The organism is Aquicoccus sp. SU-CL01552 (assembly GCF_040365005.1).
GTDB lineage: Bacteria > Pseudomonadota > Alphaproteobacteria > Rhodobacterales > Rhodobacteraceae > Antarcticimicrobium.
Genome location: NZ_BAABWV010000002.1, coordinates 182,798 through 200,509, shown reverse-complemented (window position 1 = coordinate 200,509; position 17,712 = coordinate 182,798). Strand labels below are relative to the sequence as shown.

The 17,712-nt window shown below is 65.2% G+C and carries 16 protein-coding genes; 13 read left to right on the top strand and 3 right to left on the bottom strand.

What is annotated here, in order from left to right:
- Positions 1–2: 2 nt before the first annotated feature.
- A complete protein-coding gene (locus tag ABWV23_RS03645) occupies positions 3–242 on the bottom strand; it encodes an Lrp/AsnC ligand binding domain-containing protein (RefSeq protein WP_353345026.1) in 240 nt (79 codons plus the stop codon).
- 74 nt (positions 243–316) lie between these two features.
- Entirely contained in the window at positions 317–1,516 is a 1,200-nt protein-coding gene (locus tag ABWV23_RS03640) for a hypothetical protein (RefSeq protein WP_353345024.1), read from the bottom strand.
- Positions 1,517–1,807: 291 nt separating this feature from the next.
- Between ABWV23_RS03640 and ABWV23_RS03635 the strand changes: the two genes are divergently transcribed.
- From ABWV23_RS03635 to ABWV23_RS03575, 13 genes are all read left to right on the top strand, one after another.
- The gene (locus ABWV23_RS03635; protein ID WP_353345022.1) at positions 1,808–2,953 is read left to right on the top strand and encodes an ROK family transcriptional regulator; all 1,146 of its coding nucleotides are present in this window, start codon (positions 1,808–1,810) and stop codon (positions 2,951–2,953) included.
- 3 nt (positions 2,954–2,956) lie between these two features.
- On the top strand, positions 2,957–3,883 hold the full coding sequence (locus ABWV23_RS03630) for a carbohydrate kinase family protein (protein WP_353345020.1): 927 nt from the start codon (positions 2,957–2,959) through the stop codon (positions 3,881–3,883).
- An 81-nt stretch (positions 3,884–3,964) separates the two neighbouring features.
- Positions 3,965–4,993, top strand: coding sequence for a type I glyceraldehyde-3-phosphate dehydrogenase (gene gap, locus ABWV23_RS03625; protein WP_353345018.1), 1,029 nt, complete (start codon positions 3,965–3,967; stop codon positions 4,991–4,993).
- Between the two features lie 4 nt (positions 4,994–4,997).
- Positions 4,998–6,446, top strand: coding sequence for a glucose-6-phosphate dehydrogenase (gene zwf / locus ABWV23_RS03620; RefSeq protein ID WP_353345016.1), 1,449 nt, complete (start codon positions 4,998–5,000; stop codon positions 6,444–6,446).
- 11 nt (positions 6,447–6,457) lie between these two features.
- The gene (gene edd, locus ABWV23_RS03615) at positions 6,458–8,266 is read left to right on the top strand and encodes a phosphogluconate dehydratase (RefSeq protein WP_353345014.1); all 1,809 of its coding nucleotides are present in this window, start codon (positions 6,458–6,460) and stop codon (positions 8,264–8,266) included.
- A 3-nt stretch (positions 8,267–8,269) separates the two neighbouring features.
- Complete coding sequence (gene eda / locus ABWV23_RS03610) at positions 8,270–8,923, top strand: bifunctional 4-hydroxy-2-oxoglutarate aldolase/2-dehydro-3-deoxy-phosphogluconate aldolase (RefSeq protein WP_353345012.1); 654 nt, start codon at positions 8,270–8,272, stop codon at positions 8,921–8,923.
- 190 nt (positions 8,924–9,113) lie between these two features.
- Positions 9,114–10,145: a LacI family DNA-binding transcriptional regulator gene (locus ABWV23_RS03605; RefSeq protein ID WP_353345010.1), complete on the top strand. Its 1,032-nt coding sequence runs from the start codon at positions 9,114–9,116 to the stop codon at positions 10,143–10,145.
- 152 nt (positions 10,146–10,297) lie between these two features.
- A complete protein-coding gene (locus tag ABWV23_RS03600; RefSeq protein ID WP_502901586.1) occupies positions 10,298–11,566 on the top strand; it encodes an ABC transporter substrate-binding protein in 1,269 nt (422 codons plus the stop codon).
- 113 nt (positions 11,567–11,679) lie between these two features.
- Positions 11,680–12,546, top strand: coding sequence for a carbohydrate ABC transporter permease (locus ABWV23_RS03595; protein ID WP_353345006.1), 867 nt, complete (start codon positions 11,680–11,682; stop codon positions 12,544–12,546).
- Between the two features lie 10 nt (positions 12,547–12,556).
- Complete coding sequence (locus ABWV23_RS03590; protein ID WP_353345004.1) at positions 12,557–13,387, top strand: carbohydrate ABC transporter permease; 831 nt, start codon at positions 12,557–12,559, stop codon at positions 13,385–13,387.
- Positions 13,388–13,402: 15 nt separating this feature from the next.
- Positions 13,403–14,407: an ABC transporter ATP-binding protein gene (locus ABWV23_RS03585; RefSeq protein WP_353345002.1), complete on the top strand. Its 1,005-nt coding sequence runs from the start codon at positions 13,403–13,405 to the stop codon at positions 14,405–14,407.
- Positions 14,404–15,177, top strand: coding sequence for an L-iditol 2-dehydrogenase (locus ABWV23_RS03580; RefSeq protein WP_353345256.1), 774 nt, complete (start codon positions 14,404–14,406; stop codon positions 15,175–15,177). The genes ABWV23_RS03585 and ABWV23_RS03580 overlap by 4 nt, the downstream gene beginning before the upstream one ends.
- On the top strand, positions 15,165–16,670 hold the full coding sequence (locus ABWV23_RS03575) for a mannitol dehydrogenase family protein (protein WP_353345000.1): 1,506 nt from the start codon (positions 15,165–15,167) through the stop codon (positions 16,668–16,670). The genes ABWV23_RS03580 and ABWV23_RS03575 overlap by 13 nt, the downstream gene beginning before the upstream one ends.
- 335 nt (positions 16,671–17,005) lie before the next feature.
- Here the strand turns inward: ABWV23_RS03575 and ABWV23_RS03570 are convergent, their stop codons facing one another.
- Positions 17,006–17,656, bottom strand: a complete 651-nt coding sequence (locus tag ABWV23_RS03570) for a cell wall hydrolase (protein WP_353344998.1) — start codon at positions 17,654–17,656, stop codon at positions 17,006–17,008.
- Between the last annotated feature and the right edge of the window lie 56 nt (positions 17,657–17,712).

Sequence of the window (17,712 nt, the reverse complement as noted above, 5' to 3'; positions counted from 1 at the left end):
GATCAGAACGCGTTGAAGGTCATCGTGGTGAGCGACCGCTCGATCCCCTCGATGTCCAGCAGTTGATCGTTGATGTATTTTCCCACGTCCGCATCCGCCGGGATGTAAAGCTTCATCAGCAGGTCATAGTCGCCGCTGGTGGAATAAAGCTCGGAGTGAATCTCGCGCAGCGCGATCTGCTCGGCCACGTGATAGGTGGTGCCGGGCTTGCAACGGATCTGGATGAATACGCAGGTCGACATGGGGGAAACCTTCGGGATGTTTGGCCGCCAAACTGGCACGGGCGGCAGGCGGGTGCAATCCCCGCCCGGCCACGTCACCCCGCTGCCCGGTCCCGCATCCATTCGTTGAGCCGCCAGGCGCCATAGGCCAGCCCGATGGCGATCAACCCGGCGATCGCCACGGTGCCGGGCGCGGTGTCGAACCGTTCGAAATACTGGGTGTAAAGGTGGATCGCGCCGAAGGTGACGGCGGTGTTGAACACCGCCCGCCGCGCCCCCATCGCCGCCCAGATCCCGACGCCCAGGATCACCAGCGCCCAGACCAGCGCATAGGCATCGGCGGAAATCACGGTGGCGCGGGCCATGAAGGCCGCCTGGGCCGCCTCGTAGGCGCTGCGCGCACCCTCCTCGGCGCGCCAGGCGGGATCGGCGCTGAAGTCCGACCACTTCGGCCCCCAGAGGTGATAACCCACCTTGTCGCCCCAGAGCGAGCCGATCCAGAACGCCAGGTTCATCCAGATGAAGGCCAGCCGCCCCAGGATGGTGGCGTGCCGCGCCAACGGCTCCTTTCCGCGGGCGGACAGCCACAGGCAGGCCCCGGCCAGCAGCCCCATCTGAACCACCGTCAGGGTCGATTCGTAGATCGCAAGGCCATAGACCCCGGTCTGGTAGAACCCGCGCGACGACAGCGCGGCGGCCAGCGCCAGGATCGACAGCGCGCTCACCAATCGGATATCCAGCGCCAGCCCGCACAGGATCAGCACCGCGGCGGCATAATGGCAGAGGATCCAGGGCGGCAGCCCGCCCAGTGGTGCGGCCAGCACCCCGGTCAGATGCGCCGCAACGCCAAGGCAGGTCAGCCAGCCGGCCATGAAGGCCAGCCGCCCCGGCCCCCGGCGCCAGAGTGCATAGGCGCCCAGCGCGATCGGCGCCCCGAGCGCGGCGGCGATGGCAAATCCACCCGTCGCCTCGACGCCCCAGGCCACCGCGCCACCGACCAGCATCACCGCGCCGATCACCGCCGTCGCGTTCGACAACAGCCGGTAGGCCACGGGCGCGCGCAGCAGCGCCGCCCCCCCTGCCAGCGTCACCATCGCGCCCAGCGCCGTGACCTGCGCGGCATCGTCCAGGTAGGCAGCCATGCCGCCGATCACCGCCAATATGCCGGCGAACAGCACGATGTTGATGGCGAAATGCATCATGTCCTCGCGGGCGCGGCGGGCAATCTCGCCCGCCTGCGCGGTGCTCAGCACGCCCTCGCGGACCAGCGTATCGGTATCGACCAGGTATTTCATGGCGCCATCATGAGAGCAGAACCTCCCGGAAAGAAAGCGGTTTTTCCGGGTCGGGCAAGTCGCCTCCCTTCAAGCGAGCCACGGCGGATGACAGGATCGCAATGCGCGCCCCAGTCAATAAATAAATCACTGTTACTTATTTATTGACGGAACGCACGGGATCTGGGAGTGTTCGGCCCAATCCGCAACAGGACTCGCTTGGGGAACGCCATGTCGCTTGCACCGCGCACTGATGAGGAAAACACCCCTCATATCGTCCGCCCGGGCGCGCGCGGTTCGAATCAAAGCGGGATGCGCGCCCACAACGAGCGGTTGGTCCTGACCCTGATCCGTCAGGCCGGCCCGATGCCCAAGGCCGCGATTGCCCGCATGACCGGCCTTTCCGCACAGGCGGTCTCGGTCATCATGCGGGCGCTGGAAACCGACGGCCTTTTGCAAAAGGGCGATCCGGTGCGCGGCAAGGTCGGGCAACCCTCGGTGCCGATGGGGCTGAACCGCGACGGCGCCTTTTTCCTCGGCCTCAAGATCGGGCGCAGGAGCAGCGAACTTGTGCTGACCGATTTCCTCGGAAAGGTGAGGGACCGCAGGCGCCAGACCCACCGCCACCCGACCCCCGAAGGCGTCGTGGCGTTCGCCAATGACACCATCGGCGCCTTTCTCGACGATTTGCCCGAGGCGCATCGCGCCCGCGTGGCCGGATTGGGCATCGCCCTGCCCTTTCGCCTGTGGGACTGGGGCGAATCCCCCGACGCGGTGAGTCCTGACCTGGAGAATTGGCGCGAAGGTGACATCGCGACCGACATCGGCCGATCGTGGGATTTCCCGGTCTACATCTGCAACGATGCCTCGGCGGCCTGCGGCGCCGAACTGGTGTTCGGGGAGCAGAACAAACCGAGCGATTTCCTGTACGTCTATGTCGGGTATTTCGTCGGTGGCGGGCTGGTCCTGGACAACACGGTTTACACCGGCAAGAGCGGCAACGCGGCGGCGCTCGGATCAATGCCGATCGCCACGAAGGACGGCAGCCTGCGCCAACTGGTCGATGTCGCCTCCCTGGCCACGCTGGAAACCATGCTGCAGCGTCAGGGGCACGACGCCGACGGGGTCTGGGACAGGGCGGACAATTGCCCCCTGCCCCGGGATCCATTGAACGGCTGGCTGGACCAGGCGGCGCACGGCCTGGCCCGGGCCATCGTGTCGTCGGCCTGTCTGATCGATGTCCGAACCGTTCTGATCGACGGCTGGATGTCGCCAGACCTTCGTGCGGAACTGGTCCTGCGCACGACCCGGCAGCTGCAGGACCTTACCGTTCCGGGAATCGAGATCCCTGAGATTCGACCGGGCACCATCGGGCGCGACGCCCGGTCGCTGGGCGCGGCAAGCCTGCCGCTGTCCGATCGGTTCCTTGTCGATCGCAAGGCATTTCTGAAGGGGTGACGGATGATACTTTGCTGCGGAGAGGCCCTGATCGACATGATCCCGACCGCCACCAGCGCCGGGCCCGACGGGTTCGTGCCGCATTGTGGCGGTGCGGTCTACAACACCGCGATCGCGCTGGGGCGGCTGGGCGTGCAGACCGGCATGTTGACGGGGCTGTCGAACGACATGTTCGGCCAACAGGTGCTCGACGGGCTCAAGGCAAGCCATGTGGACGTCTCTCATGTGATCCTGTCGGACCGGCCGACGACATTGGCCTTCGTCCGGCTGGTGAATGGTCATGCCACCTATGACTTCTATGACGAGAACTCGGCCGGGCGCATGGTGACGCCGGACGATATGCCCGCCCTGTCCGGCGAGGTCACGGCGCTGTATTTCGGCGGCATCAGCCTGGCCTGCGAGCCGGGCGCGGACGCCTATGCGGGCCTGTTGGCGCAAAATGCGGACGGCCGCGCGGTGATGCTTGACCCGAACATTCGCCCCGGCTTCATCCGCGACATCGAAAGGTACCGGCAGCGCCTTGACCGGATGATCGCGCTTTCGGATATCGTCAAGGTCTCGGACGAGGACCTCAACTGGATCACCCCGGAGCCGCTGTCGCTGCGCGAAAAGATCGACCGGCTTCTGGCACTCGGACCGTCGGTGGTGATCCTGACACGCGGCGGTGAGGGCGCCACCGGGTTCCTTGCCGACGGCGGCGAGGTGCAGGTTGCCGCCCGCAAAACCGAGATCACCGATACGGTCGGCGCGGGCGATACCTTCAACGCCGGCGTCCTGGCCAAACTGTCCGAACTGGGGCGGTTGCACAAACCCGGCCTGGCCGCACTTTCGACCGACGAATTGAGCGATGCCCTTGCGCATGGGGCGCGCGTGGCCGCGATCACCGTTTCGCGCGCCGGCGCGAATCCCCCCTGGGCCGGCGAAATCTGATATGATGGGGAAAACCGATAGCCCTGATCCCGGCGATATGTTAGCGCTAACGCATCCTGCTGAGATGCAAAGGAGACGACAATGACAGTCAAGATTGCAATCAACGGTTTCGGACGCATTGGCCGGGGCGTGCTGCGCGCACTGGTCGAACGCGGCGACACCGATCTCGAAATCGTCGCCATCAACGATCTGGCGCCGCCCGGGAACATCGCCCACCTGATGAAATACGACAGCGTGCACGGTCGGATCGGCGAAACGGTGCTGGTCGAAGGCGACCGGCTGCGCGTCGGGAGCCGCAGCATCCGCCTGACCGCGATCCGCGATCCCGAGGCGCTGCCCTGGCAAGGCGTCGACATCGCCTTTGAATGCACCGGGCTGTTCACCGACCGCGACGCGGCGGCCCGGCACCTGCGCAACGGGTCGAAGCGGGTGCTGATCTCGGCCCCCGGCAAGAACGCCGACAGAACCGTGGTTTACGGCGTCAACCATGGTGACCTGACCGCCGACGACCTGATCGTGTCGAATGCCTCCTGCACCACCAACTGCCTTGCCCCGGTGGCCATGGTCCTGGACCGCGCCTTCGGGATCAGGACCGGCTACATGACCACGATTCATGCCTTTACCGGCGATCAGCCGAGCCACGACACCAACCACAAGGACCTGTACCGCGCGCGGGCGGCTTCGATGTCGATGGTGCCGACCTCGACCGGGGCGGCCAAGGCGATCGCGCTGGTCCTGCCAAATTTGAAAGGCCGGCTCGAAGGCTCGGCCGTCCGGGTTCCGACGCCGAACGTGTCGATGATTGACCTGTGTTTCATGCCCGAACGTCCCGCCACCCGCGACGCGGTCAACGCCGCGCTGGCCGAGGCCGCGGCAGGTGAGTTGGCCGGGGTCCTGTCCTACGAGGAAGAACCGCTGGTTTCGATCGATTTCAACCACGACCCGCATTCGTCCTGTTTCGCCGCCGCCCAGACGACCGTGACCCGGGACGGGATGGTGCGCGTGGTCAGCTGGTATGACAACGAATGGGGATTTTCGAACCGCATGCTCGACACCGGGCGCCGGATCGGGGCCCTGCTGGATGCCCCGCCGCTGAAAAAGGCAGGCTGATCCCATGGTCTCGCGTGTCATCCCGGTCGAGCCGTTCGACCTCGTCATCTTCGGAGCCACCGGCGATCTGGCCCGGCGCAAGATCCTGCCCGGCCTCTTCCACCGCTTCACGGTGGGCCAGATGCCCGACACCGCCCGCATTATCGGGGCCGCCCGCAGCGACATGGACCAGGCGACGTTCCGCGCCCAGGTGCGCGACAGCCTTGCACAATTCGCGCCACAGGCGATGGAACAGGCGGACATGGTGGCCCGGTTCCTGGACAGGATCGCCTATGTTCGGGTCGATGCCACCGGCCCGGAGGGCTGGACCGCCTTGCGCGAGACCCTGCGCGATGACGCCGTGCGCGCCTTTTACCTGTCGGTCGCGCCGGCGCTTTTCGGCGCGATTGCCGCCAACCTGCACGAGCACGGGATCGCCACGCCGGACAGTCGGATCGTGGTGGAAAAACCATTTGGTCACGATCTGGACAGCGCCCGCGCGCTGAACGCCGACCTGCGGCAGAGTTTCGACGAACGCCAGATCTATCGCATCGACCATTACCTCGGCAAGGAGACCGTGCAGAACCTGATGGCGCTGCGCTTTGCCAATTCCCTGTGGGAGCCGCTCTGGAACGCGACCCATATCGATCACGTGCAGATCACCGTGGCCGAAAGCCTGGGCGTCGAGGGACGCGGCGAGTATTACGACCGCTTTGGCGCGATGCGCGACATGGTGCAGAACCACCTGATGCAGCTTTTGTGCCTGACCGCGATGGAGCCACCGTCGAAGTTCACGCCCAACGCGGTGCGCGACGAGAAGGTCAAGGTGATCGAGGCGCTGGAACCGGTTGCACAGGCCGACATCGTGCGCGGGCAATACCGCGCGCGCGGCGGTGAAGGCAGCTATCGCGACGATGCGGGCGACCCGGAAAGCCAGACCGAGAGTTTCGTGGCAATGAAGGTCAACATCGGCAACTGGCGCTGGGCGGGAACGCCGTTCTACCTGCGCACCGGCAAGAAACTGCGCGGGCGCAGGTCGGAAATCGCCATGATCTTTCGCGATCCGCCGCATATGATCTTTCCCAAGACGGAAGGCCACCACGGCAACGCGCTCATCATCCGGCTGCAACCGGACGAGGGCATCACATTGAGCAACACGATCAAGGAGCCCGGCCCGGGCGGGTTCCGGCTGGCCGAGGTGACGCTGGACATGACCTTTGCCGATGCGCTGGATCAGCAAAGCGATCCCCAGGACGCCTATGAGCGACTGATCATGGACGTGATCCGGGGCGATCAGACCCTGTTCATGCGCGGCGACGAGGTCGAGGCCGCCTGGGCCTGGGCCGACCCGATCATCGCCGGCTGGGAAGAGGCCGCAACGCCCCCCAAGGGCTATGACGCGGGCAGTTCCGGGCCCGAAGATGCGCTGATGCTTCTGCACCGCGATGGAAGACGCTGGCGCGAAATTACCTGAAAGGCAGACCGATGACCGTTCATTCCACGATCAAGCGCGTGACCGACCGTATCATCCGGCGCAGCGAAGCCACCCGCCAACCTTACCTCGACCGGATGGAGACCGCCCGCCTCAAGGGGCCCGCCCGCGCCCACCTGTCCTGCAGCGGCCAGGCCCATGCCTATGCCGCCTCCGGGACCGACAAGGCGGCGCTGGCGACCGGCACGGCGGGCAACCTGGGGATTGTCACCGCCTACAACGACATGTTGTCGGCGCATCAGCCGTTCGAGCGTTTCCCGGAACTGATCCGGGGCGCGGCGCGCCAGGTCGGCGGAACCGCGCAGGTGGCCGGTGGCGTGCCGGCCATGTGCGACGGCGTCACCCAGGGCGAGGCGGGAATGGAGCTGTCGCTGTTCTCGCGCGATGTCATCGCGCTGGCCGCCTCGGTCGCGCTCAGCCACGATACCTTTGACGCCGCTGTGTTCCTGGGCGTCTGCGACAAGATCGTGCCCGGCCTCGTCATCGCCGCGCAGGCCTTTGGCCATCTGCCGGCGGTTTTCCTGCCGGCGGGCCCGATGGAAAGCGGGCTGGCCAATGACGACAAGGCCAGGGTGCGCCAGCAGGTTGCCGCCGGCGAGGTCGGCCGCGAGGCGCTGATGGCCGCCGAGATGGCCGCCTATCACGGCCCCGGCACCTGCACCTTTTACGGCACCGCCAACACCAACCAGATGCTGATGGAATTCATGGGGCTGCACCTGCCCGGCGCCAGCTTCGTGCCGCCGAACGGGGCATTGCGCGATGCCCTGACGCAGGAGGGTGCCAAACGCGCGCTGTCGCTCAGCGCCCTCGGCAACAACTATACCCCGGTCAGCGCCATCCTCGACGAACGCACCTTCGTGAACGGCATTGTCGGGCTGAACGCCACCGGCGGGTCGACCAACCTGGTGATCCATCTGGTCGCCATGGCGCGGGTCGGCGGGATCCTTTTGGACTGGCAGGATTTCTCGGACATCTCCGAGGTGACCCCGCTGATGGCGCGGGTCTATCCCAACGGGCTGGCGGACGTGAACCATTTCCATGCCGCCGGCGGGCTTGGCTTCATGATTGGTCAACTGCTTGAAAGCGGCCTGTTGCACCCCGACACCCGGACCGTCGCCGGCGAAGGGCTGCGTCATTACACGCAGGACCCGATCTTGCGCGACGGTCGCCTGTCATGGTGTCCGGGGCCCGAAACCAGCCTGAACGACAGGATCCTGCGCCCGGCAAGCGATCCGTTCCAACCGACCGGCGGGCTGAAACGACTGACCGGGTCGATGGGAACAGCGGTGATCAAGGTCTCGGCAGTCGCGCCGGAACACCAGGTGATCGAAGCGCCGGCCCGGGTTTTCTCGGATCAGGACGCGGTCAAATCCGCCTTCAAGTCCGGCGAGTTGACCGGCGATGTGGTGGTTGTCGTGCGGTTCCAGGGGCCGCGCGCCAACGGCATGCCCGAGTTGCACAGCCTGACGCCGCTGCTGTCGATCCTGCAGGGCAAGGGGCACAAGGTGGCGCTGGTGACCGACGGCCGCATGTCCGGTGCCTCGGGCAAGGTGCCCGCCGCGATCCATGTGTCGCCCGAGGCGGTCGACGGCGGCCCGATCGCCCGTGTGCGCGATGGCGACCTTGTCCGCGTCAATGCCATCGCCGGGACGCTGGACATTCTGGCCGATGATCTCGACACTCGCCCGAACGCCACCGCCGATCTGGCGGCCGGGCAGACCGGGACTGGACGGGAACTTTTCTCCACGTTCCGCAACACCGTCGGCGCGGCCACGTCCGGCGCAACGATATTCGGAGGCTGAACCATGACCCTTTCCGCCAAAGACGCCAGCCGACAAACCCGCGAAATCTGTGCCCTGGCCCCGATCGTGCCGGTTCTGGTCGTCGAGGAGGCCGGCGTGGCCCGCCCGCTGGCCGAGGCGCTTGTCGCCGGTGGCCTTCCGGCGCTGGAAGTGACCCTGCGCACCCCGGCCGCGCTGGATGTCATCCGGGAGATGGCGCAGGTGCGCGGGGGCCATGTCGGCGCCGGCACGCTAATCACCCCCGAGGATGTGCGCGCCGCCAAGGACGCCGGCGCCACCTTTGGTGTCTCGCCCGGGGCCACCGACGCACTGCTCGCCGCCTGCGAGGAGGCGGAGCTGCCGCTGCTGCCCGGCGCGGCCACCGCGAGCGAGGCGATGCGGCTTCTGGCGCGCGGCTATGACATGCTCAAGTTCTTTCCCGCCGAGGCCTCGGGCGGGGCACCGGCGCTGAAGGCCATCGGCGCCCCCCTGCCCCAGATCGGGTTTTGCCCCACCGGCGGCGTCAGTCCGGCCAACGCGCGCGCTTATCTCGAATTGCCCAACGTGGTCTGCGCCGGTGGCAGCTGGGTGGCGCCGAAGGACATGATCGAGGCGCGCGACTGGGCCGGGATCGAAGCCCTCGCCCGTGCGACCGCGCGACTTGGCACGGGGCGGTGACCCGGCAGCAGGTCAAGGGCCAGCGACAGGAAAGAGATCTTTCGCTCGAACGGTCCACGTGACGGGCGTTCTGACGGGGTCGCCGGTCATCGCGCGGTCCCCCGGATGGAAAGAGCCTTGATCTTTACCCCGAGCCCGCCCTATCTTTCGTAAAGTTTACCCGCGTAGCTTTTTGAAAGAACGGGGCACGATGGTCCAGAAAAAAATCCGCAACATGGAAGAATTCGCGGCGGTCAGTGGCCTGTCGCGCCCGACGCTGTCCAAGTATTTCAATGACCCCGACAGCGTGCGTCGTTCCACCCGCGAGCGGATCGAACTTGCCCTGAAGCAATACGACTATCGCCCGAACGTCTATGCGGTGAACCAGAACCGGCGCAAGACGAAGAACATCGGCGTGGTCGTCCCGAACCTTTCCGACCCGTTCTTTTCCGAGATCGGGCGCGAGGTCGAACAGGCCTGTATCGCGGCGGGCTACCGTCCGATCCTGCTCAGTTCCCACGGCACCCCCGCGCAGGAGCGCGACAATCTTGAATTGCTGCGATCGTTGAAACCCGCGGGCGTGCTTCTGGCGCCGTTCGGGCGGATGTCCGATCCCGCCGATGTCGCCCGCTTCAACACGCAGGTTCCGGTGGTTCTGTTCGATGCCAACATCGAGGGGGCCGGCGAGGCCTTTGTTGGAACAGACAACTTTCAAAGTATTGACCTTATTGTGGAATACCTGTGCCGCAGCGGCGAGCCGCCGTGTTTCTTCGAGATGAAGACACCGACCAACCCCAATGCGAACAAGCGCCGCCAGGCCTATCTGGAAAGCATGGAGCGTCATGGATTCACGCCGCATATCTTCCAGGCCGAGGGCGATGGCTGGAACTTCGAGGAGATCGGCAGCACCGAGGGCGGGCGGTTGATCTCGGAAAATGCGTTCAGGACAAATACCGTGCTGTGCAGCAACGACCGCCTGGCCATCGGCATGCTGTCGGCGGCCTATCGGCTGGGCAGGAAGGTCGGGCACGGCGAGGGCTGCGCCCTGCGCATCGCCGGGCATGATGACCACCCGTTCTCGCGCTTCACCTGCCCGTCCCTGACCACGATCGCGCAAGATTATTCCGCCATCGCGAATCGCGCCGCAAGTATCCTGTTCCGGATTCTGGACACCGATGAACGCCCCGCCAGGCGCGAGGAAACCCTGTTCGACGGCCATCTGGTCATGCGGGACTCCGCCTAACAGACTGATTCAAAATACCTAATTGAATTAATTTACGCGCGTAAATTTTAGATTGACGTCGCGTAGCCTTGCTGTGCTATCCTTTCGCATCATCCCGATACGAGGAGGAACTCTGGATGTCTCTCAGGACTTCGGCTCTCATGGCAACGGCCATGTCGCTCATCACCGCGGGCGGCGCCTTTGCCGACACCATCACCATCGCGACCGTGAACAACGGCGACATGATCCGCATGCAGGGCATGACCGACGATTTCACCGCCAAGACCGGCCATGACGTCGAATGGGTCACGTTGGAAGAAAACGTGCTGCGCCAGCGGGTCACCACCGACATCTCGACCAAGGGCGGCGCCTTCGACCTCATGACCATCGGGATGTACGAAACCCCGATCTGGGGGGCCAACGGCTGGCTGGTCCCGCTTGACGATCTCAGCGAAGACTACGATGCCGGCGACATCCTGCCCGCGATGGCCGGTGGGCTGAGCCACGACGGCACGCTTTATGCCGCGCCGTTCTATGGCGAAAGCTCTATGATCATGTACCGCACCGACCTGATGGAAAAAGCCGGGCTTGAGATGCCGAAGGCCCCGACCTGGACCTTCATCCGCGAGGCCGCCGCGGCGATGACCGACCGCGACAACGACATCAACGGCATCTGCCTGCGCGGCAAGGCCGGCTGGGGTGAGGGCGGCGCCTTCATTACCGCGATGTCGAACTCGTTCGGCGCGCGGTGGTTCGACATGGACTGGAATGCCCAGTTCGACACCGAGGCCTGGGCGAACACACTGAATTTCTTCAAGGGCATGATGGACGAGTCTGGCCCGGCCGGCTATGCCACCAACGGCTTCAACGAGAACCTGTCGCTGTTCCAGCAGGGCAAATGCGGCATGTGGATCGACGCCACGGTTGCCGCCTCCTTCGTGACCAGCCCCGAGGATTCGACCGTCGCCGACAAGGTCGGCTTTGCACTGGCGCCCGACAACGGCCTGGGCAAGCGGTCCAACTGGCTCTGGGCCTGGGCATTGGCGATCCCCGCCGGCACCCAGAACGAAGCGGCGGCAAAGCAGTTCATCGAATGGGCCACATCGAAAAGCTACATTGAGCTGGTCGCCGGGAAAGAGGGCTGGGCCAATGTTCCGCCGGGCGCGCGCATCTCACTCTATGAGAACCCCGAGTACCAGAAGGTGCCATTTGCGCAGATGACTCTCGACTCGATCCTGTCGGCGGATCCGAACAATTCCACCGTCGAACCCACGCCCTATGTCGGCGTTCAGTTCGCCGCGATCCCCGAGTTTGCCGGCATCGCCAGCGAGGTGAGCCAGGAGTTCTCGGCCGCCTATGCGGGTCAACAGACCGTCGAGGAGGCCCTTGCCAAGGCGCAGGCGCTGACCAACGACGCGATGGAAGCGGCAGGCTACCGCTGAGCCGCCTAAGTTACCGGGGGCGGCCGTCGCGCCGCCCTCACCCCGACCACCACCCGAACATGGTATCGTTCATCTGCAACGGCATCTGGCCGTAAACAGAGGAGGTCTGCCCGATGGCAACCCGACATTCCCGATCAGCGGCCCGCCTCATGATGGCACCGGCGGTGGTCCTGCTCCTGGGGTGGATGCTGATCCCCCTGACCATGACGCTCTACTTCTCGTTCCGAAAATACCTGCCGCTGCGCGGCGGCGACCTGGGATGGACCGGATTTGACAACTACACCCGCTTCCTGACCTCCAGCGCCTTCTGGCCTTCGGTCGTCACCACGCTGGTGATCGTCGGCGGCGTGCTGCTCATCACCGTGTTGCTCGGCATCCTGCTGGCGATCCTGCTGAACCAGCCGATGTGGGGCCAGGGGGTTGTTCGCATCTTGGTCATCGCCCCGTTCTTCGTCATGCCGACGGTTTCGGCGCTGGTATGGAAGAACATGTTCATGGATCCGAACTACGGGTTGCTGGCGTACTTGTGGGAGTTTTTCGGCGCCGCCCCAGTCGAATGGCTGAGCCAGGCCTCGCTGACATCGATCGTCATGATCGTGTCCTGGCAGTGGCTGCCCTTCGCGACGCTGATCCTGCTGACCGCGATCCAGTCGCTCGACAAGGAGCAGCTCGAGGCCGCCGAGATGGACGGCGCGCCCGCGACGAAACGCTTTGCCTTCATCACCCTGCCGCACCTGGGGCGGGCGATCACCGTCGTGATCCTGATCCAGACGATTTTCCTGCTGTCGATCTTTGCCGAGATCTTCGTCACCACCGGCGGCGCCTTCGGAACCAAGACGCTGACTTACCTGATCTTCCAGCGCGTTCTGGAAAGCCAGAATGTCGGGCTCGGATCGGCCGGCGGTGTTTACGCAATCATTCTCGCCAATATCGTTGCCATCTTCCTGATGCGCATCGTCGGCAAGAACCTGGACGCGTGAGGAGGACATCATGGCGCGCACAGTCACCCAACAACGCAAGATCATCAACACCGGGGCCGCCTGGGCCGTGGGTCTGCTGATCTTCTTCCCGATCCTCTGGACGATCCTCACCAGCTTCAAGACCGAGGCGCAGGCGATCGCCGATCCGCCCATCTTCCTCGGCTTCGACTGGACGCTCGAGAACTACGCCACGGTGTTGGAGCGGTCGAACTACGCCCGGTTCCTGTGGAACTCGGTCGTCATCGCCGGGGGCTCGACCATCCTGGGCATCATCATCGCGGTACCCGCGGCCTGGTCGATGGCCTTCGTCCCCTCGAAACGGACCAAGGACATCCTGTTGTGGATGCTCTCGACCAAGATGTTGCCGGCGGTCGGCGTGCTCTACCCGATCTACCTGCTGTTCATCCGGATCGGCATTCTGGATACCAAGTTCGGCCTCGTGATCGTGCTCATGCTGATCAACCTGCCGATCATCGTCTGGATGCTCTACACCTACTTCAAGGAAATCCCCGGCGAGATCCTGGAGGCCGCGCGGATGGATGGCGCATCGCTGAAGGAAGAGGTGCTTTACGTCCTGACGCCGATGGCCATTCCCGGCATCGCCTCGACGCTGCTTCTCAATGTCATCCTGGCGTGGAACGAGGCGTTCTGGACCCTCAACCTGACCGCGGCCAAGGCGGCCCCGCTCACCGCCTTCATCGCCAGCTATTCCAGCCCCGAGGGCCTGTTCTATGCCAAGCTCAGTGCAGCCTCGACCATGGCGATCGCGCCGATCCTCATTCTCGGCTGGTTCAGCCAGAAACAACTCGTCAGCGGCCTGACCTTCGGCGCCGTCAAATAAGGAAGGACCAGACCAATGGGACAAATCAAACTCAACCAGGTGTCGAAGAAATTCGGCGAGGTCGAAGTCATTCCACCGCTTGACCTAACCATCGAGGATGGCGAATTCACGGTCTTTGTCGGCCCCTCGGGCTGTGGCAAATCCACCCTGCTGCGGCTGATCGCGGGGCTTGAGGATATCACCTCGGGCCATATCGAGATCGACGGCGCCGATGCCACCAACGTGCCCCCCGCCAAGCGCGGCCTGGCCATGGTGTTCCAGTCCTATGCGCTCTACCCGCACATGTCGGTGCGCAAGAACATCGCCTTTCCGATGAAGATGGCCGGGGTGGCGCCCGACGAACAGGAGCGCCGCATCAAGGCGGCCGCCGACGCGCTGAACCTGACCGATTACCTCGATCGTCGCCCCGGCCAGTTGTCGGGCGGGCAGCGGCAGCGGGTCGCCATCGGTCGCGCCATTGTCCGCGAACCGGCAGCCTTCCTGTTCGACGAACCGCTGTCGAACCTCGATGCGGCGTTGCGGGTGGGGATGCGGCTGGAGATCAGCGAGTTGCACGAGCGGCTCCAGACCACGATGATCTACGTCACCCACGACCAGGTCGAGGCGATGACCATGGCCGACAAGATCGTGGTGCTGCGCGCCGGGATGATCGAGCAGGTCGGCTCGCCGCTCGACCTCTATCACAGCCCCTGCAACGAATTCGTGGCCGGTTTCATCGGCTCGCCCAAGATGAACCTGATCAAGGGGCCCGAAGCCGAGCAACACGGCGCAGCCACCATCGGCATCCGCCCCGAGCACACCGATGTCAGCAAGACGGAAGGCACCTGGAAGGGCATCGTCGGCGTGGCCGAGCACCTGGGGTCCGACACCTTCATCCACGTGCATGACACCGGGCTTGCCGACATGGTCACGGTGCGGATCACCGGCGATATCGCCGCGCGCCACGGCGACACGATCTACCTCACGCCGCAGTTGGACAAGCTGCACCGGTTCGACGCACAGGGTCTGAGGATCGCCTGATGCGCCTGGCTGGGAAATCGGCGCTGATCACCGGCGCCGCCGGGGGAAACGGGCGGGCCTTTGCCGCGGCCTATATCGCCGAGGGCGCGCGGGTGGCGATTGCCGACATCAACATCGACGATGCGCGCCGGACCGCCGCCGAACTGGGCGCGGCCGCTATCGCGGTGGAGCTTGACGTCTCTGACAAGGAAAGCATCGACAGCGCAGTGGCCGAGACCGTGGCGCAGTTCGGTCGGATCGACATCCTGATCAACAGCGCCGCGCTCTTCACCGCGGCCCCGATCGTCGAGATCACCCCGGCCGACTATGCCCGAGTGTTCGACGTCAACGTCGCGGGCACGCTCTTTACCCTGCAGGCGGTCGCCCGTCACATGATCGGCGCCGGCATCAAGGGCAAGATCATCAACATGGCAAGCCAGGCCGAACGGTACGGCGATCCGCAGGTCGCGGTCTGTTGTGCCTCGAAAGCGGCGGTCATCAGCCTGACCCAATCGGCGGGGCTGCACCTGGCCACGCAGGGCATCAACGTCAACGCCATCTCTCCCGACGTGGCCGGTGGCGACCCCCGGGACGGCATCGAGGCCCTGTTCGCCAAGTACGAAAGCAAACCGCCGGTCCAAGGAAAAAAGGACGCCGTGCACAAGCCCCCCTGTGGCCGCACGGACGTGCCGCAGGATCTGACCGGCATGGCGGTTTTCCTCGCCAGTACCGAAAGCGACTACATCGTCGCGCAAACCTACAACGTGGACGGCGACCAATGGGTGAGTTGATCAGACTTTCGAATGCGACGCTTGATCGGTTGATGATCGACCGCCCGCGCTATGACCGCGCCGCCCTGACCCCGGGTATCGTCCATATCGGCGTCGGAAATTTCCACCGCGCCCACCAGGCCTGGTACCTGCATCGCCTGATGCAGGCGGGCAAGGCGCAGGACTGGGCCATCCTCGGCGCGGGGGTTCGCCCCGCTGACGTGGCAATGCGCGAAAAGCTGTTGGCGCAGGATGGCCTGACCACGCTGATCGAACTCGACCCCGAGGACACGACGGCCGAAGTCATCGGGTCGATGGTGGGCTATATCCCGATCACGGAGGGCAACGGTCCGCTGGTCGCGGCCATGGCCGACCCGACCATTCGCATCGTCTCGCTGACCGTCACCGAAAGCGGCTATTTTCTCGATCCGGTTACCAAGGATTTTGACGCGTCCCACCCCGACATCCGTCACGACGCCCTCCATCCCGATACCCCGCGCACCGCCTTCGGCGCCATCGTCGCCGCCCTGCGCATGCGCCGCGACGCGGGTCATGGCCCCTTTACCGGGCTCAGCTGCGACAACCTGCAGGGCAACGGCAGCATCCTGCGCCAGACCGTGGTTTCGCTGGCGCGGCTGTCCGACCCAGACCTGGCCGACTGGATCGCGGCCAACGCCACCTTTCCCAACTCGATGGTCGATTGCATCGCGCCGGCCACCGGCCCCGCCGAGATCGCCCTGGCGCAGGGGTTCGGCATCGACGATGCCGTGCCGGTCACCCACGAAGCGTTCCGCCAATGGGTCATCGAAGACGATTTCTGTGCCGGTCGCCCGGGCTGGGACGAGGTCGGCGCCACCTTTTCCGACGATGTGCAGGCCTATGAGACGATGAAGATCCGCATTCTCAACGCCGGCCACCAGGTTCTCGCCAATGTCGGAGAGGTGCTCGGGATCGAGACCATCTCCGAATGCATGGCCCATCCGCTGATCGCGGCCATGTTCCGAAAGGTGCAGACCGAAGAGATCACCCCGACCGTCGCCCCGGTGCCCGGCATGACGCCGCTGGCGTACCTGGAGCAAGTCGAGAGGCGGTTCTCGAACCCCCGGATCGTCGACACCACCCGCCGCGTGGCCTTTGACGGCTCGGCCCGCCACACCGGGTTCGTGCTGCCGATCCTGCGCGATCAACTGGCCGCCGGCGGATCGGTTTCGGGTCTTGCCCTCGTCGAAGCGCTCTGGGCCCGGATGTGCGAAGGCACCCGCGAGGACGGCACGCGGATCATGCCCAACGACCCGGTCTGGGATGCCTTGAAAAGGATCGGCGCCCAGGCCTGGGCCCGCCCGAAGGCCTGGATCGAACAGCGCCGGTTCTACGGCGATCTGCCCGAGGCGCAGCAATTCGCCGAGGAATTCGAGGACTGGCTGGCGGTCATCTGGGCCGAAGGCTGCGAAGCGGCGCTCAAGGAATACACCAAGACCTCGGTCGCGGAGCGACATGCGGTGAACACCGGCTAAGGGCCCAAGGTCCGGCAGTCCCGTTTGGGGGGCGCAGCTGATCCGCGTCACATGGCGCCCGCCAGCGGCCAGCACCGGGCTGCGCCCTTTCTTTCGCATGAACGCCGGGCGGGTGCGGGACCAGTGGCCCCTCCCCCGGATCAAGGATGCGCCGCGCGTGGCACAGCGCGGAAACGCACAGGACACCCCCTGAGAACCGGACCGGCCCCAGCGGCAGAAAATCAATGGCAAGGTGGGTCTGCGATGCCGCACAAGGGGCATCCGTCATGCCAAGGCGATCGGCCTCGATCCGGCGAACCCCGTGCGTCCCGCGCCAGGACCCGATGGTGCGAACCTTATTCGGTCGACGCGGTCCGGTAGTTGTGGCGATAGAAGATGTGAACGCCGATCTGTGCGGTCTTTTTGTAGACATTCGCCCAGCGCGGTTTGACGGCCGTGGTGTGATAATGGGTCGCGCCGCCGGTCAGGTCCTCGGTGACCCCGTCCATCACCGCGCGGGCCACCTTGGAGACACGCTCGAACGCCTGCGGCTCCGAGATCACCTCGGCGTGGCCGTCGCAGGTATAGGTGAACTGGCACTGATAGCGTTTGCCGGTACCCTGGCGGATCACGCCGCAGACGCTGTCGGGGAAGCGGGCGCTTTTGACCCGGTTCATGATCACCTCGGCCACGGCGAACTGGCCCTTCACGGTTTCGCCGCGCGCCTCGAAATAGAGCGCCTCGGACAGGCAGCGCCAGTTGTCACCGCCCTGCGGTTCGGGCTGGGCATCGACCCAGGCGCGGGAGAAGGTGAAGGGGAGTTGCTTGGCCTTCTTCTTTTTCGTCGGGCGCTCGCCGGTCAGCATCGCCTGCAACCGGGTGCTCGACACCTTGTTCAGCGAGGACTGCTCACGCTGGAAGAGACCCTTGAGGCCGGTTTCGGCCGATGCGGCCAAAGGAGAGAGAACCGTGACAACCACGGCGGCAGCGGTCAGGAGTCGTTTCATAGGAACCTCACAACAAAGCGTCCGAGCGAGCCCCCCCTAGGCCAGCGCAGCCGTCC